Origin of the sequence: Cupriavidus oxalaticus (assembly GCF_016894385.1) — a bacterium.
Lineage (GTDB): Bacteria > Pseudomonadota > Gammaproteobacteria > Burkholderiales > Burkholderiaceae > Cupriavidus > Cupriavidus oxalaticus.
Window position 1 is genome coordinate 278,349 of record NZ_CP069812.1, and the last position, 21,540, is coordinate 299,888.

Genomic DNA, 21,540 nt, shown 5'->3' on the forward strand with positions numbered 1-21,540 from the left:
GCCAGCCAGCATGCGTGCCGATACCGCGGACTTCCGCAGCCTGTTCCTCAGCGGCGTGCCGATGCTGGATGTGCGCGCGCCGCTGGAATTCACGCGCGGCGCCTTTCCCGGCGCGGTCAACCTGCCGCTGATGGACGATGCCGAGCGGCACGCCGTCGGCCTGTGCTACGCCGAGAAAGGACAGCATGCCGCGATCGAGCTGGGGCACCAGCTGGTGTCGGGCGAACACAAGGCGGCCCGCGTCGCCGCGTGGTCGGACTTTGCCCGAGCGCATCCGGACGGCTACCTGTATTGCTTCCGCGGCGGGCTGCGCTCGCAGCTGGTGCAGCAATGGCTGCACGATGCGGGCGTCGATTATCCGCGCGTGACGGGCGGCTACAAGGCGATGCGCGCCTTCCTGATTGCCACCCTCGATGCGGCGGCCGCCGGGCAGCAGTGGCTGGTGCTGGGCGGCATGACCGGCAGTGGCAAGACCGACGTACTGGCCGACGTGCCGGCCGCGCTCGACCTCGAGGGCCATGCGCGGCACCGCGGCTCGGCCTTCGGCAGGCGCGCGCTGGCGCAGCCGCAGCAGGTGGACTTCGAGAACGCGCTGGCGATCGATGTGCTGCGCCGTATCGACGCCCGTTTCCGTGCGCTGGTGGTGGAAGACGAGGGCCGCTTTATCGGCAGCCGCGATGTGCCGCAGGCGCTGACGCAGCGCATGCAGGCCAGTCCGCTGGTGTGGCTGGAGGCGTCTTTCGAGGAACGCGTGGAGCGCGTGCTGCGCGACTACGTGCAGGGGCTGGCGGCGGAATTCATCGCCGGGCAGGGCGAGGGCACGGGTTTCGACGCCTATTCCGCGCGGCTGCGCGACGCCATGGCGGCGATCTCGCCGCGGCTCGGCGGCGCGCGCTATGGCAAGCTGTCGGCGTTGCTGGAGCAGGCGCTGGCGCGGCAGGCCGGGTCGGGCGACGTGGCGCTGCACCGCGGCTGGATCGAGATCCTGCTGCGCGACTACTACGATCCCATGTATGCCTACCAGCGCGCGCAGCGCGAGCCGCGCATCGTGTTCCGCGGCGACCGCGCCGAGGTCACCGACTGGCTGCTCGCGCATTCGGCGCCGCAGGACTGAGCGGCGGCGCCATGCGAGCGTTCAGTGCCCGCCGCACACCGGGCAATCCGGCGTGCGGGCCAGGCGCATCGTGGTCCATTCCATCGTCAGCGCGTTGACCATCAGCAGCCGTCCGGCCAGGCTCTCGCCCAAGCCGGCCAGCAGCTTGAGTGCCTCGGCAGCCTGCACCGTGCCGACCATGCCGACCAGCGGCGCGAACACGCCCATGGTGGCGCATGCCACTTCGGGCGCGGGCTCAGCCGGCGGGAACAGGCAGGCGTAGCAGGGCGCGTCGGGCTGGCGCCGGTCGAACACGCTGATCTGGCCGTCGAAGCGCAGCGCGGCCCCCGACACCAGCGGCACCTTGTGGTGCACGCAGGCGCGGTTGACCGCCTGGCGCGTGGCAAAGTTGTCGCAGCAGTCCAGCACCACACTGGCCGAGGCGACCAGCTGTTCCAGCTCGGTATCGCCCACGCGCGCCGGCACCGTGACGATGTCCAGCCCCGGGTTGATGCGCAGCATGCCCTCGCGTGCCGACTCGACCTTGGGACGGCCCACGTTGGCGGTGGTGTGGATGATCTGGCGCTGCAGGTTGGTCAGGTCGACCTCGTCGTTGTCGACGATGGTGATGCGGCCCACGCCGGCCGAGGCCAGGAACGGCAGCGCGGCGGCGCCGAGGCCGCCGGCGCCGATCACCAGCGCGTGTCCGGCCAGCAGCTGCCGCTGGCCTTCGATGCCGAGCTCGTCCAGCAGGATGTGCCGGGAGTAGCGCAGCAGTTGTTCGTCGTTGAGGCCGTCGTCGCTCATGGTGAAATCCCGAACAGGGCAGAAGAGGAGCGCGGTGTTGGGTGCTCCCAAGCCGCCCGAGCTAGCCTAAGCAAGGTGTTCTCCCTCTCCCCTCAGCGGGAGAGGGTTGGGGAGAGGGGTGGTCTAGCAAGGAACCACATCAAGCCGAGCCAACGGTTTTAACCCACAGGCGTCAGCCATTGACCCGCCGGCCCTCACCCCCGGCCCCTCTCCCGCGAGCGGGAGAGGGGAGGAACCCCCTCAGGGCGCCTTGCCCGTCGGCGTCCCCAGCGGCTCGCCGATCGGCGCGCTCGCCGGCGGCTGCTTGCCCGGGGCCGGCGCGGCCGGTTTGGCGGCCGGCTTGGCACCACCCTTCGGCTTCGCCGCCTTGCCATTGTCGGCCGGCGGGTTGGTCTCCAGCTTCGACTTGGAGCGCTTGACCGGCTGGCCGTTGAGCTGCGCGATTGCCTGCTGCAGCATGAAGTCGTCGGCCGAGCCGAATTCCACCGGCTTCTTGCGGCGGTCCTTCTCGCGCTCTTCCGGCGTCTTCTTCGCGTTCTCTTCTTCCAGGCGGCGCAGCTCCTCGACGCGGCGCTGCTCGCGTTCGGTCATCTCCGGCTCTTCCGATTCCTGCTTGTTGTGCAGGTGGCGCTCGGTGTCGATCTCGCGCGTGATCAGCGCGTCGTCCGGATCGCCCTCGGGGTTCTGGTCGACCGGGATATCCGGGCGGATGCCCTTGGCCTGGATCGACTTGCCGCTCGGCGTGTAGTAGTACGCGATGGTCAGCTTGATGCCGGTGTCGTTGGTCAGCGGCCGCACGGTCTGCACCGAGCCCTTGCCGAAGGTGGTCTTGCCCATGATCTGGGCGCGGTGGTGGTCCTGCAGCGCGCCCGCGACGATCTCGGACGCCGAGGCCGAGTAGGCGTTGGTCAGCACCACCATCGGGATCTTCTTGTACAGCGCGGGCAGGCTCTTGAGCGGATCGTCTTCCAGCGACGACAGGCGGTAGTTGTTGTACGCCGCCTTGTAGACGCGCTTGGCATCGGGCACCTGGCCGTTGGTCGAGACCACGGTCGCGTCTTCCGGCAGGAACGCCGCGGCCACGCCGACCGCGCCCTGCAGCACGCCGCCGCCGTTGTTGCGCAGGTCCAGCACCAGGCCCTTCATGCTGGGGTTCTTCTGCGCCAGCTCGGCCAGCTTGCGCGACAGGTCGGCGACGGTGCGTTCCTGGAAGCTGGTCAGGCGCACCCAGCCGATATTGTTGTCGAGCATCTTGGCCTTGACCGACTGCACGCGGATCTCGGCGCGCGTGATCGAGACCGGGAAGGTGCGTTCCTCGCTCTTGCGGTAGATGGTCAGCGTGACCTTGGTGCCCGGCTCGCCGCGCATGCGCTTGACCGCCTGCTCCAGCGGCAGGCCGCGCACCGGCTTGTCGTCGATGCGGGTGATCAGGTCGCCCGGCTGGATGCCGGCGCGGAACGCGGGCGTGTCCTCGATCGGGTTAATCACCTTGACCAGGCCTTCTTCCTGCGAGATCTCGATGCCCAGGCCGGCAAAGCGGCCGCGGGTGCCTTCCTGCAGTTCCTTGAAGTCCTTCTCGTCCAGGTAGGACGAGTGCGGGTCGAGGCTGGCGACCATGCCCTTGATGGCCTCGGTCAGCAGCTTCTTGTCATCGACCGGCTCGACGTATTCGCGCTTGATCTGCCCGAAGATATCGGCCATCAGCCGCAGCTGGTCCAGCGGCAAGGGGCCCGATGAGTTCTGTGCGGTCGCCGAGATCTGCAGCGTGGCGAGCACGCCGGCGACGAGGCCGACAGAAACTAGACTGATGTTCTTGAGCGTCTTGCGCATGAGGGCTGCCTGAACGTGTACGGATGGTACGTATGGGGATGATGCCGGCTGCGGGCGCCCGGCGCCGGGAAGACCGGAATAGCGGGATCGCGGGGCGCTTGTGTCCGACAGTATAAGGGCGTGCGGAAAAACGGGCCTGCCACGTCCCGGTTCAGGGTGGGCGGCCGCACACCGGCGCACCGGCGCCGGCGCGGCTGCCCGGGCGGGCGTCAGCGCGCCTTGCCCTGGTTGGCCACGGCCGCCAGCGAGGCGGCGATGGCGTCCTGGTCGCCCAGGTAGTAGTGGCGGATGGGGCGCAGGTCGGCGTCCAGCTCGTACACGAGCGGGGTGCCGTTGGGGATGTTGAGTCCGACGATATCGTCATCCGAAATCTGGTCCAGGTACTTCACCAGCGCGCGGATGCTGTTGCCGTGCGCGGCAATGACCACACGCTTGCCGGATTTGATGTCGGGAGCGATCGATTCGTTCCACAGCGGCATCACGCGGGCGACCGTGTCCTTCAGGCATTCGGTCAGCGGGATCTCGTTGCGCGGCACATTGGCGTAGCGCGGATCGTTGAACGACGCGCGCGGGTCGGTCGCTTCCAGCGCCGGCGGCGGGGTGTCATAGCTGCGGCGCCACACCAGCACCTGCTCGTCGCCGAACTTGGCGGCGGTCTCCGCCTTGTTCAGGCCGGCCAGCGCGCCGTAGTGGCGTTCGTTCAGGCGCCATTCGTTGCGCACCGGGATCCACATCAGGTCCATCTCGTCCTGCACGTGCCACAGGGTGCGGATGGCGCGCTTGAGCACCGAGGTATAGGCGATGTCGAAGTCGAAGCCGGCTTCCTTGAGCAGCTTGCCGGACTGGCGGGCCTGCGCGGCACCGGTATCGGTCAGGTCGACGTCGACCCAGCCGGTGAAGCGGTTTTCAAGGTTCCAGGTCGATTCGCCGTGGCGGATAAGGACAAGCTTGTACATGCTGCTTCCAGAGAGTAGGTAACTTGCGTGCGTCCGCGCCGTCACCTGGTCCGAAGTGCTCCGAAGTGCTCCATGGGCGTCCCATGTCTCGGACAGGCGACAATGGCGGGTGGCCCACTGCATCAGGGCCCGGACGCCAAACCGCGTATTTTATAATGCCGCCGACCCAACCTACCGGAAAGCCAACGTGAATTTCTTTGCCGACTACAACAACCTCGCCCTGATCGCCCTGGCCGTGGTCTCCGGCGGCCTGCTGGCCTGGCCTGCGATCTCGCGCAGCACCGGCGCCAAGTCCGTCAATACGGCCGCCGCCACGCAGCTGATCAACAAGCGTGGCGCGGTCGTGGTCGACATCCGCGAGCCCGCCGAGTATGCCAAGGGCCACCTGCCGCAGGCCAAGAGCGCCCCGCTGGCGGACCTGGCGTCGCGCGCCCCGGGCCTTGCAAAGGACAAGGCGGCCCCCATCATCGTGGTATGCCAGAACGGCCAGCGCGCGGGCAAGGCCCAGGCAGCGCTGAAGGAAGCCGGTTACAGTGAGATCTATGCGCTCGAGGGCGGCATCGCCGCCTGGCAGCAGGCGGGGCTGCCGCTGGTCAAGTAAGCCGCCGATGGCGCGGCTTTTGCATGGATTGCAGAAACCGGCGTCGGCGCTGATCCCGCATTTCCGCCGTATCCGTCACAAGGCGTGCCGCCCGCCGGGCCGTGCGCCGCACTCGTATTGAAGGAGAATCCGCATGGCCCGCGTCGTCATGTACAGCACCATGGTGTGCCCGTATTGCAATATGGCTGAACGCCTGCTCAAGTCCCGCGGGGTCGAGGCGATCGAGAAGATCCTGATCGACCGCGAACCCGGCAAGCGTGAAGAGATGATGTCGCGTACCGGGCGCCGTACCGTGCCGCAGATCTACATCGACGAGACCCATGTGGGCGGCTTCGACGACCTCTCGGCGCTGGACCGCAAGGGTGGCCTGATGCCGCTGCTGGCGGCCTGATCGCGCTGCCGGTCAGAACTCTCTGATTCCAGGCCGTCCGAGCGCCGGCGCGGGTGAAATCGCCACCCGCGTCATGTACCATATGCGCTTTCCACTTTTCCAACCGGGCACCGGCCAGTCCTTGCGCCTCGCAGGCGCTGCCGCCGCCGCGCCCAACGCCCATCCTCCCGGAAGCCTTTCATGAGCGACCAGCAAAACACCCAGCAGGACGATCAACCCTTCTTCAACATCCAGCGCGTCTACCTGAAGGACATGTCGCTGGAGCAGCCCAATTCGCCCGGCATCTTCCTGGAATCGGAAGCCCCGTCGGTGGAAGTGCAGGTCAACGTGGGCGCTTCGCAGCTGCAGGAAGGCATCTTCGAGGTGGTCGTGACCGGCACCGTGACGACCAAGGTGCAGGACAAGGTGGCATTCCTGGTGGAAGCCCACCAGGCCGGCATCTTCGATATCCGCAACGTGCCGGTGGAGCAGTTGGACCCGCTGCTGGGCATCGCCTGCCCGACCATCCTGTACCCGTACCTGCGCGGCAATATCGCCGACGTGATCACCCGCGCCGGCTTCCAGGCCATCCACCTGTCGGAAATCAACTTCCAGGCGCTGTACGAGCAACGCCTGCAGGCGGCCATGCAGGAAGCCCAGGCGGCCGAAGGCGGCAACAGCGGCATCGTGATGCCCGACGGCAGCCAGGCTCGCCACTGAGCGGGCGGCCTGCCGCGCCATGCTACGGAACGGGGCTGCGGCCCCGTTTTGTTTGTGCGCATGGTTGTTTCTGCCGATGATTTTTAGCGCCTGATTTCTCTCCGATCGAGCTGCCATGAAACTGACCTTTCTCGGTGCCGGTGCCTGGGGCACCGCTCTCGCCAGCCATGCCGCGGCCACCAATGACGTGGTGCTGTGGGGGCGCGATGCCGCGCAACTGGCGGCCATTGCCGCGACGCGTGAAAACGCTGCCTACCTGCCTGGGGTAAAGCTGTCCGGGCGGCTGGCGGTGCAAGCCGATTTCGAGCAGGCGGTGGCCCATGCCGCGGACGACCCGGACGGCATCGTGGTGGTCGCCACGCCGGTTTCCGGATTGCGTGAAATGACACGCCGGCTGGCCACGCGCAGCGCGCGCCCGGTATCCATGCTGTGGCTGTGCAAGGGCTTCGAGGCCGGCACGCACCTGCTGCCGCACCAGATGGTGCGCGCCGAACTGGACGCCGTCGGCCGCACCGAAGGCTTCGACTACGGCGTGCTGACCGGTCCCAGCTTCGCGCGCGAAGTCGCGCAGGGCCTGCCGTGCGCGCTGACGGTGGCGGGCAGCGTGCCGTCGCTGGCGGAGCGGGCCCAGCAGGCCTTTCACCATCACGCCATGCGCATCTACGGCAGCGAGGACCTGACCGGCGTCGAGGTCGGCGGCGCGGTCAAGAACGTGCTGGCGATCGCCACCGGGGCCAGCGACGGGCTCGGGCTCGGCCTGAATGCGCGGGCCGCGCTGGTGACGCGCGGGCTGGCCGAGATGACGCGGCTGGGGCTGGCGCTGGGCGGGCGGGTCGAGACCTTCATGGGGCTGGCCGGGGTCGGCGACCTGATCCTGACCGCGACCGGCGACCTGTCGCGCAACCGCAAGGTCGGGCAGCAACTGGCCGCGGGGCAGAGCCTGGAGCAGATCCTGGCCAGCCTGGGCCACGTGGCCGAAGGCGTGCGCTGCGCGCAGGCCGTGGCCGAGCTGGCCGCCGCGCATGGCGTCGAGATGCCGATCGCGCGCGCGGTGTGCGCCGTGCTGTTCGATGGCCTGGGTGCCGCCGATGCGGTCGCGCAATTGCTCCAGCGCGATGCGCGCGATGAATGACGCCGCCCGCGCTCCCATCCTCCTGACGATATCTTTCGCATGCCTACCCGCCGACACGCGCTGATCGCGCTCGCCGCCGCCTGCGCCGCCTGCGCTGCCGGCGCTTCCGCCGGCGCGCTGGCGCAACCGTGGCCCGCACACCCGATCCGGATGGTGGTGCCGTTCCCGCCGGGCTCGTCGCCCGACCTGATCGCCCGCATCGTCACCGAGAAGCTGGCCGCCGCGCTGGGCCAGCCGGTGGTGATCGAGAACCGGCCCGGCGCCGGGGGCAATATCGGCACCGGCATGGTGGCGCGCGCCGCGCCGGATGGCTATACGCTGCTGTTCACGATCAACGGGCCGCTGGTGACGGCGCCGACGCTGTCGCGCAACCTCAATTACGACCCGTTCCGCCAGCTTGCTCCGGTGACGCTGGTGGCCACCTCGCCCAATGTGCTGGTGGTCGACGCGCGGCTGCCGGTGCGTAGCCTGCGCGAGTTTGTCGCACTGGCCAAGTCGAAACCGGGCGCGCTGAACTACGGCTCGCCCGGCAACGGCAGCGCGTCGCACCTGGCGATGGAGCAGCTCAAGGCCATCGCGGGGATCGACCTGCAGCACGTGCCGTATCCCGGCTTCCCGCAGATCACCACCGCGATGGTGGGCGGGCAGGTGCAGGCGGGCTTCATGGTGCCGGCTATTGCGATGCCGCAGGTCAATGCGGGCAAGCTGCGCGTGCTGGCGGTGACGACGACCGGCCGCACCGCGGTGCTGCCGTCGGTGCCGACGGTGGCGGAGTCGGGCTATCCGGGCTTCGAGGCGATCTCCTGGCAGGCCGTGCTGGCGCCCGCCGGTACGCCGCAGCCGGTGATCGATCGTCTGTATCGTGAACTGGTGGCGATCATCGGCAGCGCCGACGTGCGCGACAGGATGCGGGCGCAGTATTTCGTGCCGGCCGGGACGGCGCCGGCGTCGCTGCGGCAGACGATGGTCAGCGAGAAGGCGCGCTGGGACAAGGTCATCCGCGCTGCGGGCGTGCAGCCGGAGTAGCAGGACGGGGCCGCCTAGCTCCCTCCCGCGAACCCGTTCTGCCGCCACGCCTCGAACACCACCACCGCCACCGTATTCGACAGATTGAGACTGCGGTTATCCGGCCGCATCGGCAGCCGGATGCGTTGCGCCGGCGGAAACCACTCGCGCCGCTCCGGCGACAGCCCGCGCGTTTCCGAGCCAAACACAAACCAGTCTCCCGGCCGGAATTCCACCTGGCCGAACGGCGTCGAGCCGCGCGTGGTCAGCGCGAACATGCGCGCGGGATCGGGCTGCTCGCTGGCCATCAGCGCATCCCAGTTCTCATGCACGCGCATGGCCGCATATTCGTGGTAGTCCAGCCCGGCGCGGCGCATGCGTGCGTCGTCGAGCGGGAACCCCAGGGGTTTGACCAGGTGCAGCTGCGCGCCCGTGTTGGCGCACAGGCGGATCACATTGCCGGTATTGGGCGGGATTTCGGGTTCGACCAGGACGACGTTGAACATGATGCGGAGCTTCTTGAGAACGGTGCGCAGCTTAACGCGCGCACCAGGCGCTGTCATCCGCGCTAGGGCGTACGCAGCGCGACGATCACGCTGACACGTGCCGCGCCGTGCGCCTTGAGCGCCAGCGCCGCCTCATGCAGCGTCGCGCCGGAAGTCATCACGTCGTCCACCAGCGCCACATGCAGGCCATCCAGCCGCGCGGGCCGCGTCAGCCGGAACGCATCGCGCAGGTTCACCTGCCGCGCGGCCAGGTCCAGCGCGCGCTGGCTGCCGGTATCGCGCCGGCGCCGCAGCAGCACGGGGTCGGCGCGTAGGCCGAGCCGGCGCGCCAGCGGCCGTGCGATTTCCCAGGCCTGGTTGAAGCCGCGAGAGGCCAGCCGTTGCGGCGCCAGCGGGATGGGGGCGAGCAGGTCGGGCGGCGCCAGCCGCTGCGCCGCCCAGGCCGCCGGCAGCGCCGCAGCGAGGCGGGCCGCCAGCCAGTCGGCCAGCGGCAGCGCGTGGCCGAACTTGAGCGACAGCACCAGCTTGTCCTGCGGGCTGGCATAGTCGCCCAGCGTGCAGGCATGGTCGAACGCCGGCGGCATGGCGGCGCAGGCCGGGCAATCCGCACGGCGGCCCAGCGCCAGCGCGCAAACGGGGCAGCGCCGCATCGGCCGCAGCAGGTCGGCGGCGCAGGGCGCGCACACCACGTCGCGCTGCACGCTGCCGCACAGCGCGCAGGCGCTTGGCAGCAGTGCCGGGACAACGGCTCGCCAGGCGCCGAGGGACCACCTGGCTCCCATCGCGGCAACCATTGCGGCGCGCGCGTATACTTGCCGTCCGGCCGCGGCCCATCGGGTGCGGCGGCCGCGTTCGTCCGGCGCGCGCGCCGGTTCCTGGTCTTTTTGCTGCCCTGCCTGTCCGTGTCCCTGCATGCCGCCGATCTCCCCGATAGCTCCGCTGGTCCCGATGCCTTCCTGCCGCCCGCGCGCCTGACCCGGCTCGCTTTCGACCGGCGCAGCCGCAACTTCGGCCGGCTGGACTTCCTGCTGGGCGAGATCGGCCGCCGCATGCAGGAGCGCATGGAGGTGATCCGGCTGGCGCCCCAGCGAGCGCTGGACATCGGCTGCGGCCACGGCCAGGGGCTGGCGGCGCTGCGCGCCCGCTTCCCGGATGCGCAGATCGCCGGCCTGGATATCTCCGGGGCGATGCTGGCCGAAGCCGGCCAGCGCGACCCGCAGCGCCGCCCGGGCTGGCTCGGCCGCATGCTGGGCAAGCGGCCGCTGTTCGACCTGGTGCAGGGCGATCTTGCCACACTGCCGTTTGCGCCCGCGAGCTTCGACCTGCTGTGGTCCAACCTGGCGCTGCACTGGCACCCCGAGCCGCACCGCGTATTCCCGGAATGGCACCGCGTGACGCGCGACGAGGGGCTGGTGCTGTTCTCGCTGTTCGGCCCCGACACCCTGGGAGAACTGCGCGCGGCCTTCGCCGAAGTCGACGACGCGCCCCATACGTTGCGTTTTGTCGACATGCACGACATTGGCGACATGCTGGTCCACGGCGGCTGGTCCACGCCGGTGATGGACATGGAAACGCTGACCGTGACCTACGAATCGCCCGCCACGCTGCTGCATGAGGTGCAGGCTTTCGGTGGCCTGCGCGGCCCGGCCGGCGCGCTGCCGCAAGGCCTGCGCGGCCGCAGCTGGCACCAGGCGCTGACACAGGCGCTGGAGCGGCGCCGCAACGCCGACGGGGTGATCCCGCTGACCTTCGAGATCGTCTATGGCCACGCGTGGAAGCTGGCGCCGCGTGGCGGCCAGGCGCTGGACGACCAGGGCCGCGCTGTGGTGCCGCTGGAACAGATCGGGCGTGCAAGGCCACGTAGGACAGGTTAAAACAGAGTTAACTTGCGCATGCGGCAGATTGTCGCAAACCGAGTGCTGGCGCGGGGTCCCGGGCATTTCTCCATGCACAGAATCAAGCGGCACGCAAGCGCCCCGGTCAAGGACCGCCCTTGTCCGTGTATGGGAAGCGCCCTATAATGCGCCAGTTTGTCGCAGTGGTCCCCTGGCACAAGAACGTCCTGGTTTTGCACCTGCACTGTGCAGCCCGGACGCCATCGTCCCGGGTGTGCATCCGATGCAGAGTGGTTGGCGATGCAAGACTTGGGTATCGCATTCCAGACGGCAGGTGGTGACTCCGGCGGAAATCACGACGGACCTCCCTCCGCGCCCCACGACTGGCTGATGAAGCGGAATTGCTCGCTGAGTCCACGCCAGGTCGGCTGGTTTTACCTCTCGATCCTCACTGTCTCGCTTGCCATCGCGTTGTTTTTCGCGTGGCAAGGGTCCTGGCTCGTGCTGCCGTTTGCCAGCATCGAGCTGGCCGGGCTGGGGATCGCCCTGCTTGTGTATGCGCGCCATGCGACAGACTATGAGCGCGTCAGCATTACCGACGGCATGCTGGTCGTGGAGACAGCCAGCGGCACGCAGGTGACGCGCCACGAATTCAACCCGCGCTGGGTGCGGGTCGAACTGGGTGAATCGCTCCGCGCGCTGGTGACGCTGCGCTCGGGCGGGCGTGAGGTACAGGTGGGGTGTTACGTGGACCCGTACCGGCGACGCAAGTTCGCGCAGGAGCTCGCAGCGGCCCTGCGCTGCCTCTGAGAGGCGGCAGTGGCGGCGGCGGGGACAGATTTGAATCTGTAAATTGGGTAGATAACAAATGAAAATGTGGAAGAAGGCATCCGCAGCTTGTCTGGCAGGTGCGTCCCTGCTTGCCAGCCACGCGGCGTTCGCGGTCAGCGACATGCCCGGCGGCCCCGCCGTGCGCCAGCTCAACCTGACCGAGCCCGTTACCAAGATCGCCGAACAGATTCACTGGCTGAACTGGATGATGCTGATCATCTGCACGGTGATCTTCGTCGCGGTGTTCGCCGTGATGTTCTATTCCATCTTCACGCACCGCAAGGCGAAGGGCTCCAAGCCCGCCTCCTTCCACGAAAGCATCACGGTCGAGGTGGTCTGGACCATCGTCCCGTTCCTGATCGTGATCGCGATGGCGCTGCCGGCGACCAAGACCGTGGTCGCGATGAAGGACACCACCAACTCCGACATCACCATCAAGGCCACCGGCTACCAGTGGAAGTGGGGCTATGACTACCTGAAGGGCGAAGGCGAGGGCATCTCCTTCGTGTCGACCCTGACCACGCCGCGCGAGCAGATCAACAACGAGCAGCCCAAGGGCAACACCTACCTGATGGAGGTGGACAACGACCTGGTCGTGCCGGTCAACAAGAAGATCCGCATCGTCACCACGGCCAACGACGTGATCCACGCGTGGATGATCCCCGCCTTCGGCGTCAAGCAGGATGCGATCCCCGGCTTCGTGCGCGACACCTGGTTCAAGGCCGAGAAGATCGGCGTGTACCGCGGCCAGTGCGCCGAGCTTTGCGGCAAGGAGCACGCCTTCATGCCGATCGTGGTGCGCGTGGTGTCGGATGCCGACTACACCAAGTGGGTCGACGGCAAGAAGAAAGAGCTGATGGCCAAGGCCGACGATCCCAACAAGACCTGGACGCTGGACGAATCCAAGGTCCGTGGCGAGAAGGTCTATGCCGCCAACTGCGCGGTCTGCCACCAGCCCAACGGCAAGGGCGGCGGCGCGTTCCCGGCGCTGGACGGCTCCAAGATGATCAATGGCCCGAAGGCCGCACAGATGCACATCCTGCTGGAAGGCAAGGGCGGCATGCCGTCGTGGAAGCAGCTGTCGGACACCGAGCTGGCCGCGGTCATGACCTATACGCGCAACGCCTGGAGCAACAAGACGGGTGAAGTGATCCAGCCGGGCGACTTCGTGGGTGCCCGCGCGGGCAAGTTCCCCGAAGGCGGCGGCGCAGGCGGCGAGGCCCCCAAGGCTGACGCCACGCCCGCGGACAAGACCGGCGCCAAGCAGGCCAGCCTCGCGGACAACCGCGTCGCAGGCTGACCCGCTGAAGACAGAACAGGATTAGAGGAGCATTTGCGATGAGTACTGCTACCCCGGACGCACTCGCCCATCCGCATGATCACGCGCATGACGACCACGCGCACGATCACCCGCATGGCTGGCGCCGGTGGCTGTTCGCCACCAACCACAAGGACATCGGCACGCTGTACCTGCTGTTCTCGTTCATCATGCTGCTGTCGGGCGGCGTGCTGGCGCTGCTGATCCGCCTGGAGCTGTTCGAGCCTGGCCTGCAGTTCTTCCGCCCCGAGCTGTTCAACCAGTTCACCACCATGCACGGCCTGGTGATGGTGTTCGGCGCGATCATGCCGGCCTTCGTCGGCTTCGCCAACTGGATGATCCCGCTGCAGATCGGTGCGTCCGACATGGCGTTCGCGCGCATGAACAACTTCAGCTTCTGGCTGATGCCGCCCGCTGCGCTGCTGCTGGCCGCCTCGTTCTTCGCCCCGGGCGGCGCCACCGCCGCCGGCTGGACCCTGTACGCGCCGCTGTCGGTGCAGATGGGCGCGGGCATGGACATGGCCATCTTCGCGATGCACATCATGGGCGCGTCGTCGATCATGGGCTCGATCAACATCATCGTGACCATCCTCAACATGCGCGCCCCCGGGATGACGCTGATGAAGATGCCGATGTTCTGCTGGACCTGGCTGATCACCGCCTACCTGCTGATCGCCGTGATGCCCGTGCTGGCCGGCGCCATCACCATGGTGCTGACCGACCGCCACTTCGGCACGAGCTTCTTCTCGGCCGCCGGCGGCGGCGACCCGGTGATGTACCAGCACATCTTCTGGTTCTTCGGCCACCCCGAGGTGTACATCATGATCCTGCCGGCCTTCGGGATCATCTCGCAGGTGGTGCCGGCGTTTGCCCGCAAGCGCCTGTTCGGCTACAGCTCGATGGTGTACGCCACCGCCTCGATCGCCATCCTGTCGTTCATCGTGTGGGCCCACCACATGTTCACGACCGGCATGCCGGTGACCGGCCAGCTGTTCTTCATGTACGCGACCATGCTGATCGCGGTGCCCACCGCCGTGAAGATCTTCAACTGGATCGCAACGATGTGGCGCGGCTCGATGACCTTCGAGACCCCGATGCTGTTCTCGATCGGCTTCATCTTCGTGTTCACCATCGGCGGCTTCACCGGCCTGATGCCGGCGGTGGCACCGATCGACATCCAGCTGCAGGACACCTACTTCATCGTGGCGCACTTCCACTATGTGCTGGTGGCCGGCTCGCTGTTCGCGCTGTTCGCGGGCTTTTACTACTGGGGTCCGAAGTGGAGCGGGTTCATGTACAACGAAGCCCGCGGCAAGGTCCACTTCTGGGGTTCGCTGATCTTCTTCAACGTGACCTTCTTCCCGATGCACTTCCTGGGCCTGGCCGGCATGCCGCGCCGCTATGCCGACTACCCGACCCAGTTCACCGACTTCAACGCGATCGCCTCGATCGGTGCGCTCGGCTTCGGCCTGATGCAGGTGTATTTCTTCTTCTTCGTGGTGCTGCCGTCGTACCGTGGCGGCGAGAAGGCCGCGGACAAGCCGTGGGAAGGCGCCGAAGGCCTGGAATGGACCGTGCCGTCGCCGGCGCCGTTCCACACCTTTGAAGTGCCTCCGCAGGTCCGCTAAGCGGCCAGCGCAACAAGGCGTGGTGGCGGCAACGTCCGCCGCCACGCCAGCCAGTCACACAATATGCAGGCTCCAGACAAAAACCCATCACACCCGGACCCGAAGGCCGCCAACCGGCGCCTTGGCCTGATCCTGCTGTCGATCGTGGTGGTTTTCTTTTTGGGGTTCTTCGCCAAGATGGTGTTCCTTGGCTGAGGTGGCAGGGTAGCGAGATGAGCGTCGACCAGCAGGGCAGGGAAGCGCAGGAAGCGCGGGAAGCCGACAAGCGCTTCAACCGCGGCATGATGGTGCGATTGATGGTGATCGTTGCCGTGATGTTCGGCTTCGGCTATGCGCTGGTTCCGCTGTACAAGAAGATCTGCGACATCACCGGCATCAACGTGGTGACCACGCGCGAGCTGCATGGCGGCTCGGTGAAGAACACGCAGGTCGACAAGAGCCGCACGGTCACGGTGGAGTTCGACTCCAACGCGCGCGGGCCCTTTGCCTTCCGTCCGGTGAAGAACAGCATGGAAGTGCATCCGGGCGAGATGATGACCATCGTCTACGAGGTGGCCAACGGGCAGTCGCGCGATATCTCCGCGCAGGCCATCCCGAGCTACGCCCCCAAGCAGGCGACCCAGTATTTCAAGAAGCTGGAGTGCTTCTGCTTCAAGCAGCAGACACTCAAGGCGAACGAGGCGCGCGAGATGCCGGTGGTGTTCGTGATCGATCCCGCGCTGCCCAAGGATGTGAAGAGCATTACGCTGTCGTACACCTTCTTCGAGGTGGGCACGCCGGTGGCGCAGGCTCCCGAAGGCCAGTTGTCGGCACCGGCGCCGGCGGGCAAGGGCAGCTGAGGGGAGCGCGATGGACGAACTGAAGGACGCCGTCAAACGGAAGATGTCGTTCGCGCAGACCATGCGCGCGGTGCTTTGGTCGTTCATCGGCCTGCGCAAGGGCGCGGAGCACGAGCGCGACATGACGCGGCTGAACCCGGTGCACGTGGTCATCGCCGGCGTGATCGCCGCGGCGGTCTTTATCGCGGTGCTGATCGTCATCGTGCGGATGGTGGTCAGCCAGGCGGCAGGGTAGCAGGGCAGGAAGGGTAGGCAACAAGGCAGTCGCAGAAAAACAACCGCGCCGGCGCGGCCGTCCAGAGGAGGCGGGCGGCCCCGGGAAACCGGCACGGATAACGAATACCGAATCAAAGACTCTGAGCTGGAGATAAAAGAATGAGTGCGAATCGCGCAAACGCTCCGTACTACTTCGTACCGGGCCCGTCGCGCCACCCGATCACGGCAAGCTTCGGCCTGCTGATGACAGGTGCGGGGGCCGCCGGTTGGGTGAACGGGCAATCCTGGGCGCCGTACCTGTGCGTCTTCGGCCTGCTGTGGTTCCTGTTCGTGCTCAAGAGCTGGTTCGGCGACGCCATCAGCGAGTCCGAAGGCGGGATGTATGGCAAGAACATCGACGTCTCGTTCCGCTGGTCGATGGGCTGGTTCATCTTCTCCGAGGTGATGTTCTTCGCGGCGTTCTTCGGCGCGCTGTTCTATGCCCGCGCCATCGCCATGCCGTGGCTGGGCGACCTGAACAACAAGATCCTGTGGCCCGACTTCGCCGCGGTGTGGCCCAACCTGGGGCCGGCCGGCGTGGTGGAATCGTTCCAGACCATGGGTCCGTGGCCGATCCCGACCATCAATACCGCGCTGCTGCTGATGTCGGGCGTGACGCTGACCTGGGCGCACCATGCGCTGCTGGCCGGCAAGCGCAACCAGCTGATCCAGGGCATGGTGCTGACCATCCTGCTGGGCGCGATCTTCATGTGCCTGCAGGTGTACGAGTACATGCATGCGTACCAGGACCTGAACCTGAAGCTGACTTCGGGCATCTACGGTTCGACCTTCTTCCTGCTGACCGGCTTCCACGGTTTCCACGTGACCATGGGCGCGATCATGCTGGCGGTGGTGCTGGGCCGCGTGCTCAAGGGCCACTTCACGCCGGAGCACCACTTTGCCTTCGAAGGCGCCGCCTGGTACTGGCACTTCGTTGACGTGGTGTGGCTGTTGCTCTACGTCGTGGTGTACTGGCTGTAAGCTGCCGTACCCGCCGGTCGTCCCAGCAGTGGGGCGCCCGGCGCCAACGCAAAAGAGAAACGCCGCAGGAGGCCCGGCAGCCTGCGGCGTTTCTCTTTTGCGCAGGCGTCAAGTCCTGCGGCCATGCGGTCCGTCAGGGTGCCATGCGGATGCCCGTGCTGTGGATCCAGCCCATCCAGCTCGAGAACAGGATGAACAGGAACAGCGCCACCGAAAAACCTACGCGCAGCATCAGCGAGCGCATCATGTTGGGCGTCTTGCCGCGGTCGCGCATCATGAAGAACAGGGCGGAGGCCAGGCTGGCGATGATCAGGATGAAGGCGACGATGATGACGAAGCGCATGGCGGGGCGGGTTGGCAGCGGAGCTTGCCGCAGTCTCGTGGTAGTGGCCGCGATGGATGACGGTGCGGCACATTATCGCACCGGCCCCGCATGCATGCCGCCGGGTATGTCGGCGCAATGAAGGCAGGCCGCATCCTCGGCGTGCTGCCGCTGGCTGCTGCGCTGGTGGTGATCGCCGTGACCGCCGCGCTTGGCAACTGGCAGCTCAACCGCGCGCATGAGAAAGAAGCGCGCGCCGCGCGACTGCAGGCGCTGGCGGCACAGCCGCCGGTGGCGCTAAGCACCGTGCCGCTGTCACACGATGTGACAGACCGACGGGTGCGGGTGACCGGGCGTTTCGACACGGTCCGCACCGTATTGCTGGATAATCGCCCCCACGGCGCAGGTGGCCGCAGCGGCGACAGCCGTGCCGGCTTCCTGGTGGTCACGCCGCTGGTGATCGGTCCGACACAGGACGCTGCCGGCGCCAGGCGGGCGGTGCTGATATTGCGCGGCTGGCTGCCGCGCGATGCACAGGATCGCACCCGGATCGCACCGTTTCCGACGCCCGAAGGCGAAGTGACCATCGAAGGCACGGCACTGGCGGCCGTGCCGCGGGTCTATGGCCTGGGCCAGGCGGCCAGTGCCGAGGCCGGCAGCAAGATCCGCCAGAACCTGGAAATCGCCGACTACGCCGCCGAAACCGGGCTGGCGCTGCAGCCGCTGGTGGTCGCGCAGCGCAGCGATACCGGCGACGGCCTCGCGCGCGACTGGGCTCCGGCGGACGCGGGCGCGGACCGGCACTATGGCTATGCCTTCCAGTGGTTCGGCCTGGCTGCGCTGACGGTGGTATTGGTGGCCGTGCTGGGCTGGCGCGCGCGCCGGCGCGCGGCATCGTCCGTGGCCCGCAACAAGGCATGAACGAATGGCAGGCTCGCCCGGGCAGGTTCCGGGACGGGCCCTGACTGCAGATGAACAAGGACAGACGTACTCCCATGGCACAGCAAGACTCCGCCCCGGCGCCCGCCGGGACCCCGGCGAATCCGGCGAATCCGGCGACCGCGGCCTCGCCCCAGGATCCCCGCATCGACGCGCGCACGCGGCGCGGCCGCCTGCAGATGCTGATGCTGTTGCTGGTGTGCGCCTCGCCGGTGATCGCCTCTTACTTCACCTACTACGTCATCAAGCCCAGGGGCGGCGCCACCAACTACGGCGCGCTGGTCGATCCGCAACGGCCGATGCCGCCGGTGCGCGTCACCGACGAGCAAGGCAACGCCGTGCCGCTGGAGCAGTACCGCGGCAAGTGGCTGCTGGTGACGGCCGACCCGTCCGCCTGCGATGAAGCCTGTGCCAGGAAGCTCTTCACCATCCGCCAGATCCGCGCGGGGCAGGGGCAGGACCGCGAGCGCATCGTGCCGGTGTGGCTGATCACCGATGACGGCAAGGTCGACGAGCGCCTGAGCGCCGCCTACAACGAGCCCTATGCCGGCGTGCGCTTCCTGCGCATCGACGGGCAGGTGGCGCGGCAATGGCTGCCGGCCGAGCCGGGCAAGCGCGCCGAAGACACCCTCTTCCTGGTGGATCCGCTCGGCAACCTGATGATGCGCTTCCCGCAGGATCCGGACCCCAAGAAGCTGAGCGGCGACCTGAAAAAGCTGCTCAAGGTCTCGCGCATCGGTTAAGGGGACGGGCATGCTGCTGCAACTGGCCATCATCGGCGTCCTGATCGCACTGCTGCCGCTCAGCTACGTGCTGGTCAGGGGCGATCGCAACAAGTACCGCAAGCTGGTCTGGATTACGGCTTTCCTGACGCTGGACCTGATCATGTTCGGCAGCTTCACGCGGCTGACCGACTCCGGCCTCGGCTGCCCGGACTGGCCGGGATGCTACGGCCACTCCAACCCGCACGCCGCGATGGAGCCGATCCGCGCGGCCGAGACCGCGCTGCCCAGCGGCCCGGTGACGCTGATGAAGGCGTGGATCGAAATGATCCACCGCTACTTCGCCATGGCGGTGGGCGTGCTGATCATCGCGCTGATGGTGCTGGCCTGGGTCAAGCGCCGCGAGCTGAAGCAGTCGCCGTGGTTCGCCACCGGCGTGCTGGTGCTGGTATGCGTGCAAGGCGCGTTCGGCGCGTTCACCGTGACCATGAAGCTGCAGCCGATCATCGTGGTCACGCACCTGATGCTGGGTATGGGCCTGCTGGCGGCGCTGATCTGGCTGGGCTCGCGCAGCGACCCGCCGCACCCGGTTGCGCCCCAGGCGGCGCGGCTGCACTGGCCGGTGCGCATCGGCCTGCTGCTGCTGGTGATCCAGATTTTCCTGGGAGGCTGGGTCAGCACCAACTACGCGGTGCTCGCCTGCACGGACTTCCCGCTGTGCAACGGCCAGCTGGTGCCCGAGATGGACTTCCGGCACGGCTTCACGCTGTGGCGCCAGCTTGGCATGACGGCCGATGGCGACTACATCCCGCACGCGGCGCTGGTGGCGATCCACTGGGTGCACCGGGGCTTTGCGTTCGTGGTGCTGGGCTACCTGGCGTGGTTCGGCTTGCGTGCGCGCCGGCTCGAGGGGCTGCACCGGCAGGCAGGCTGGCTGCTCGGCATGCTCGTGCTGCAACTGGCAACCGGGATGTCCAATATCGTGTTCGACTGGCCGCTTGTCGCCGCGGTCGCCCACAACGGCGGCGCGGCGGTGCTCCTGCTGCTGCTGGTCCGCCTCCACTACAATATAGGGCTCGCCGGGCTCACAAGCGGGGCCGCCCTCACCACTGCCCCCACACCGAACGCCGCCCGCGCCACATGAAAGACAAGACGCCTTCCGTGGTTACCGCTACACACCCTCATTCACTGGGCAAGCTGAGCCGGATACGACACCTGGCCCGGCAATATGCCGCCCTGACCAAGCCGCGCGTGACGCAGCTGGCAGTCTTCTGCGCCATCATCGGCATGTTCCTGGCCACGCCCGGCATGGTGCCGTGGCGCGTGCTGATCGGTGGTGCCGCCGGCATCTGGCTGCTCGCCGGCGCCGCCTTCGCCATCAATTGCCTGGTCGAGCAGAAGATCGACGCGCTGATGCGCCGCACCGCCTGGCGTCCGTCCGCCACCGGCGAGATCACCACTGCGCAGACGCTGGTGTTCTCCGCGATCCTCGGCGGCGCCGGCATGTGGATGCTGCACGAGTTCGCCAACGACCTGACGATGTGGCTGACCTTCGCCACGTTCCTGGGCTATGCGGTGGTCTACACCATCCTGCTCAAGCCGGCCACGCCGCAGAACATCGTCATCGGGGGGCTGTCCGGCGCGATGCCGCCGGCGCTGGGCTGGGCCGCCGTTGCCGGCGAAGTGCCGGCCGAGGCTTGGTTCCTGGTGCTGATCATCTTCACATGGACGCCGCCGCACTTCTGGGCGCTGGCGCTGTACCGCCGCGCGGACTACGCCAAGTCGGGCCTGCCGATGCTGCCGGTCACCCACGGCGAGCGCTACACGCTGCTGCATATCCTGCTGTACACGCTGATCATGATCGCGGCGACGCTGCTGCCGTTTGTCTATGGCATGAGCGGCTACATCTACCTGGCGGCCGCGCTGGCGCTGGGCGGCGGCTTCCTGGCCTACGCCTGGAAGATGTACCGCAACTACTCGGACGAGCTGGCGCAACGCACCTTCCGCTTCTCGATCCTGTACCTGTCGCTGCTGTTCGCGGCATTGCTGGTCGACCATTACTTCAAGTTCGTGCCGCAGGTCTGACGTGCATCGCCACGCTGCGGGCTGCGGCATCTTGTCGCGGCCGACGCAGCGCGGCGGCGCCATCGGCGATACTGGGTGCTTTCGCCGACGTTTCCATCGTTATTTCACCGCTGTTTCCACCGCTGACCGCCCCACACAAGCTTTCGCGCATGCCCAGACCCGCCTCCGGCCTGTTCTCCGCCTTCCGCCGCTTTTCCCTGCTTGCCGCGCTCGCGCTGGCACTGGCCGCCTGCGGGCAGCAGAAGGCATCGTTCCGCAATGTCGATATCAGCGGTGCCGCGGATTTCGGCAAGGATTTCTCGCTGCCCGACCACACCGGCAAGGTCCGCACCATTGCCGACTTCAAGGGCAAGGCGGTGGTGATGTTCTTCGGCTACACCCATTGTCCGGACGTGTGCCCGACCACCATGGCCGAGCTCAAGGCGGTGATGGAGCAGCTGGGTCCGGATGCCGACCGGGTCCAGGTGCTGTTCGTCACGGTCGACCCGGAGCGCGACACGCAGGCGCTGCTGGCACAGTACGTCCCGGCGTTCGACCCGCGCTTCCTGGGGCTGCGCCCGGCCGATGACGCCGCGCTGCAGAAGCTGGCCAAGGACTTCAAGGTGTTCTACGCCAAGGTGCCGGGCAGTTCGCCCAACAACTACACGGTGGATCACTCGGCGGGCAGCTATGTGTTCGATCCGGAGGGCCGCTTGCGGCTGTTCATCCGCCACGGCCAGGGGCCGGAGCCGATCGCGCACGACCTGAAGCAGCTGCTTTCCTGAC

25 protein-coding genes are annotated in these 21,540 nt (G+C 67.4%); 19 read left to right on the forward strand and 6 right to left on the reverse strand.

Annotated features, from left to right (window positions below):
• The first annotated feature begins 10 nt into the window (after positions 1-10).
• The gene (gene mnmH, locus JTE92_RS13625) at positions 11-1,114 is read left to right on the forward strand and encodes a tRNA 2-selenouridine(34) synthase MnmH (protein ID WP_063236639.1); all 1,104 of its coding nucleotides are present in this window, start codon (positions 11-13) and stop codon (positions 1,112-1,114) included.
• 21 nt (positions 1,115-1,135) lie between these two features.
• On the opposite strand, the gene JTE92_RS13630 is transcribed toward mnmH, so the two are convergent.
• The 3 genes from JTE92_RS13630 to gpmA all read right to left on the reverse strand — a co-directional run bounded on the left by JTE92_RS13630 (position 1,136) and on the right by gpmA (position 4,686).
• On the reverse strand, positions 1,136-1,900 hold the full coding sequence (locus tag JTE92_RS13630; protein ID WP_063236640.1) for a HesA/MoeB/ThiF family protein: 765 nt from the start codon (positions 1,898-1,900) through the stop codon (positions 1,136-1,138).
• A 240-nt stretch (positions 1,901-2,140) separates the two neighbouring features.
• The gene (locus tag JTE92_RS13635; protein ID WP_063236641.1) at positions 2,141-3,730 is read right to left on the reverse strand and encodes a S41 family peptidase; all 1,590 of its coding nucleotides are present in this window, start codon (positions 3,728-3,730) and stop codon (positions 2,141-2,143) included.
• Between the two features lie 209 nt (positions 3,731-3,939).
• Positions 3,940-4,686 carry a 2,3-diphosphoglycerate-dependent phosphoglycerate mutase gene (gpmA, locus tag JTE92_RS13640; protein WP_063236642.1) on the reverse strand — a complete coding sequence of 249 codons (747 nt, stop codon included), beginning with the start codon at positions 4,684-4,686 and terminating at the stop codon, positions 3,940-3,942.
• A 187-nt stretch (positions 4,687-4,873) separates the two neighbouring features.
• Here gpmA and JTE92_RS13645 point away from each other — a divergent pair, with 187 nt between their 5' ends.
• From JTE92_RS13645 to JTE92_RS13665, 5 genes are all read left to right on the forward strand, one after another.
• Positions 4,874-5,287 carry a rhodanese-like domain-containing protein gene (locus JTE92_RS13645; RefSeq protein WP_063236643.1) on the forward strand — a complete coding sequence of 138 codons (414 nt, stop codon included), beginning with the start codon at positions 4,874-4,876 and terminating at the stop codon, positions 5,285-5,287.
• A gap of 133 nt (positions 5,288-5,420) precedes the next feature.
• Entirely contained in the window at positions 5,421-5,678 is a 258-nt protein-coding gene (gene grxC / locus JTE92_RS13650; RefSeq protein WP_063236644.1) for a glutaredoxin 3, read from the forward strand.
• A 180-nt stretch (positions 5,679-5,858) separates the two neighbouring features.
• Positions 5,859-6,377: a protein-export chaperone SecB gene (secB, locus tag JTE92_RS13655; protein ID WP_029046730.1), complete on the forward strand. Its 519-nt coding sequence runs from the start codon at positions 5,859-5,861 to the stop codon at positions 6,375-6,377.
• A gap of 115 nt (positions 6,378-6,492) precedes the next feature.
• Positions 6,493-7,509, forward strand: coding sequence for an NAD(P)H-dependent glycerol-3-phosphate dehydrogenase (locus JTE92_RS13660; protein WP_063236645.1), 1,017 nt, complete (start codon positions 6,493-6,495; stop codon positions 7,507-7,509).
• 39 nt (positions 7,510-7,548) lie between these two features.
• Positions 7,549-8,535, forward strand: coding sequence for a Bug family tripartite tricarboxylate transporter substrate binding protein (locus JTE92_RS13665; RefSeq protein WP_063236646.1), 987 nt, complete (start codon positions 7,549-7,551; stop codon positions 8,533-8,535).
• A 14-nt stretch (positions 8,536-8,549) separates the two neighbouring features.
• Here the strand turns inward: JTE92_RS13665 and trmL are convergent, their stop codons facing one another.
• Both trmL and JTE92_RS13675 read right to left on the reverse strand, forming a co-directional pair.
• Positions 8,550-9,020, reverse strand: coding sequence for a tRNA (uridine(34)/cytosine(34)/5-carboxymethylaminomethyluridine(34)-2'-O)-methyltransferase TrmL (gene trmL, locus JTE92_RS13670; RefSeq protein ID WP_029046733.1), 471 nt, complete (start codon positions 9,018-9,020; stop codon positions 8,550-8,552).
• Positions 9,021-9,082: 62 nt separating this feature from the next.
• Complete coding sequence (locus JTE92_RS13675; RefSeq protein WP_084254412.1) at positions 9,083-9,934, reverse strand: ComF family protein; 852 nt, start codon at positions 9,932-9,934, stop codon at positions 9,083-9,085.
• On the opposite strand from JTE92_RS13675, the gene JTE92_RS13680 reads away from it, so the two are divergent.
• From JTE92_RS13680 to JTE92_RS13710, 8 genes are all read left to right on the forward strand, one after another.
• Positions 9,923-10,894 (forward strand): methyltransferase domain-containing protein, encoded by a 972-nt coding sequence (locus JTE92_RS13680; protein WP_232353209.1) that lies wholly within the window; start codon positions 9,923-9,925, stop codon positions 10,892-10,894. The genes JTE92_RS13675 and JTE92_RS13680 overlap by 12 nt on opposite strands.
• Positions 10,895-11,155: 261 nt before the next feature.
• The gene (locus JTE92_RS13685) at positions 11,156-11,665 is read left to right on the forward strand and encodes a DUF2244 domain-containing protein (protein WP_063236648.1); all 510 of its coding nucleotides are present in this window, start codon (positions 11,156-11,158) and stop codon (positions 11,663-11,665) included.
• A gap of 58 nt (positions 11,666-11,723) precedes the next feature.
• On the forward strand, positions 11,724-12,986 hold the full coding sequence (gene coxB / locus JTE92_RS13690; RefSeq protein WP_063236649.1) for a cytochrome c oxidase subunit II: 1,263 nt from the start codon (positions 11,724-11,726) through the stop codon (positions 12,984-12,986).
• Between the two features lie 38 nt (positions 12,987-13,024).
• Complete coding sequence (gene ctaD, locus JTE92_RS13695) at positions 13,025-14,632, forward strand: cytochrome c oxidase subunit I (protein WP_063236650.1); 1,608 nt, start codon at positions 13,025-13,027, stop codon at positions 14,630-14,632.
• A gap of 63 nt (positions 14,633-14,695) precedes the next feature.
• Positions 14,696-14,827, forward strand: coding sequence for a cytochrome oxidase small assembly protein (locus tag JTE92_RS30430; protein ID WP_209756341.1), 132 nt, complete (start codon positions 14,696-14,698; stop codon positions 14,825-14,827).
• A 17-nt stretch (positions 14,828-14,844) separates the two neighbouring features.
• Positions 14,845-15,471: a cytochrome c oxidase assembly protein gene (locus JTE92_RS13700; protein ID WP_063236651.1), complete on the forward strand. Its 627-nt coding sequence runs from the start codon at positions 14,845-14,847 to the stop codon at positions 15,469-15,471.
• A 10-nt stretch (positions 15,472-15,481) separates the two neighbouring features.
• A complete protein-coding gene (locus tag JTE92_RS13705) occupies positions 15,482-15,706 on the forward strand; it encodes a DUF2970 domain-containing protein (RefSeq protein ID WP_063236652.1) in 225 nt (74 codons plus the stop codon).
• A 140-nt stretch (positions 15,707-15,846) separates the two neighbouring features.
• Positions 15,847-16,707, forward strand: a complete 861-nt coding sequence (locus JTE92_RS13710; protein ID WP_063236653.1) for a cytochrome c oxidase subunit 3 — start codon at positions 15,847-15,849, stop codon at positions 16,705-16,707.
• A gap of 133 nt (positions 16,708-16,840) precedes the next feature.
• On the opposite strand, the gene JTE92_RS13715 is transcribed toward JTE92_RS13710, so the two are convergent.
• Positions 16,841-17,050, reverse strand: coding sequence for a twin transmembrane helix small protein (locus tag JTE92_RS13715; protein WP_029046742.1), 210 nt, complete (start codon positions 17,048-17,050; stop codon positions 16,841-16,843).
• 90 nt (positions 17,051-17,140) lie between these two features.
• Here JTE92_RS13715 and JTE92_RS13720 point away from each other — a divergent pair, with 90 nt between their 5' ends.
• The 5 genes from JTE92_RS13720 (at position 17,141) to JTE92_RS13740 (ending at position 21,539) form a co-directional block, all read left to right on the forward strand.
• Complete coding sequence (locus JTE92_RS13720; RefSeq protein WP_232353211.1) at positions 17,141-17,950, forward strand: SURF1 family protein; 810 nt, start codon at positions 17,141-17,143, stop codon at positions 17,948-17,950.
• Positions 17,951-18,024: 74 nt separating this feature from the next.
• Complete coding sequence (locus tag JTE92_RS13725; protein WP_063236654.1) at positions 18,025-18,711, forward strand: SCO family protein; 687 nt, start codon at positions 18,025-18,027, stop codon at positions 18,709-18,711.
• Positions 18,712-18,721: 10 nt separating this feature from the next.
• Positions 18,722-19,834 (forward strand): COX15/CtaA family protein, encoded by a 1,113-nt coding sequence (locus tag JTE92_RS13730; protein ID WP_063236655.1) that lies wholly within the window; start codon positions 18,722-18,724, stop codon positions 19,832-19,834.
• Complete coding sequence (gene cyoE / locus JTE92_RS13735) at positions 19,831-20,775, forward strand: heme o synthase (protein WP_063236656.1); 945 nt, start codon at positions 19,831-19,833, stop codon at positions 20,773-20,775. Before JTE92_RS13730 ends, cyoE begins: the two co-directional genes overlap by 4 nt.
• A 149-nt stretch (positions 20,776-20,924) precedes the next feature.
• Entirely contained in the window at positions 20,925-21,539 is a 615-nt protein-coding gene (locus JTE92_RS13740; RefSeq protein ID WP_063236657.1) for an SCO family protein, read from the forward strand.
• The last annotated feature ends 1 nt before the right edge of the window (position 21,540 follow it).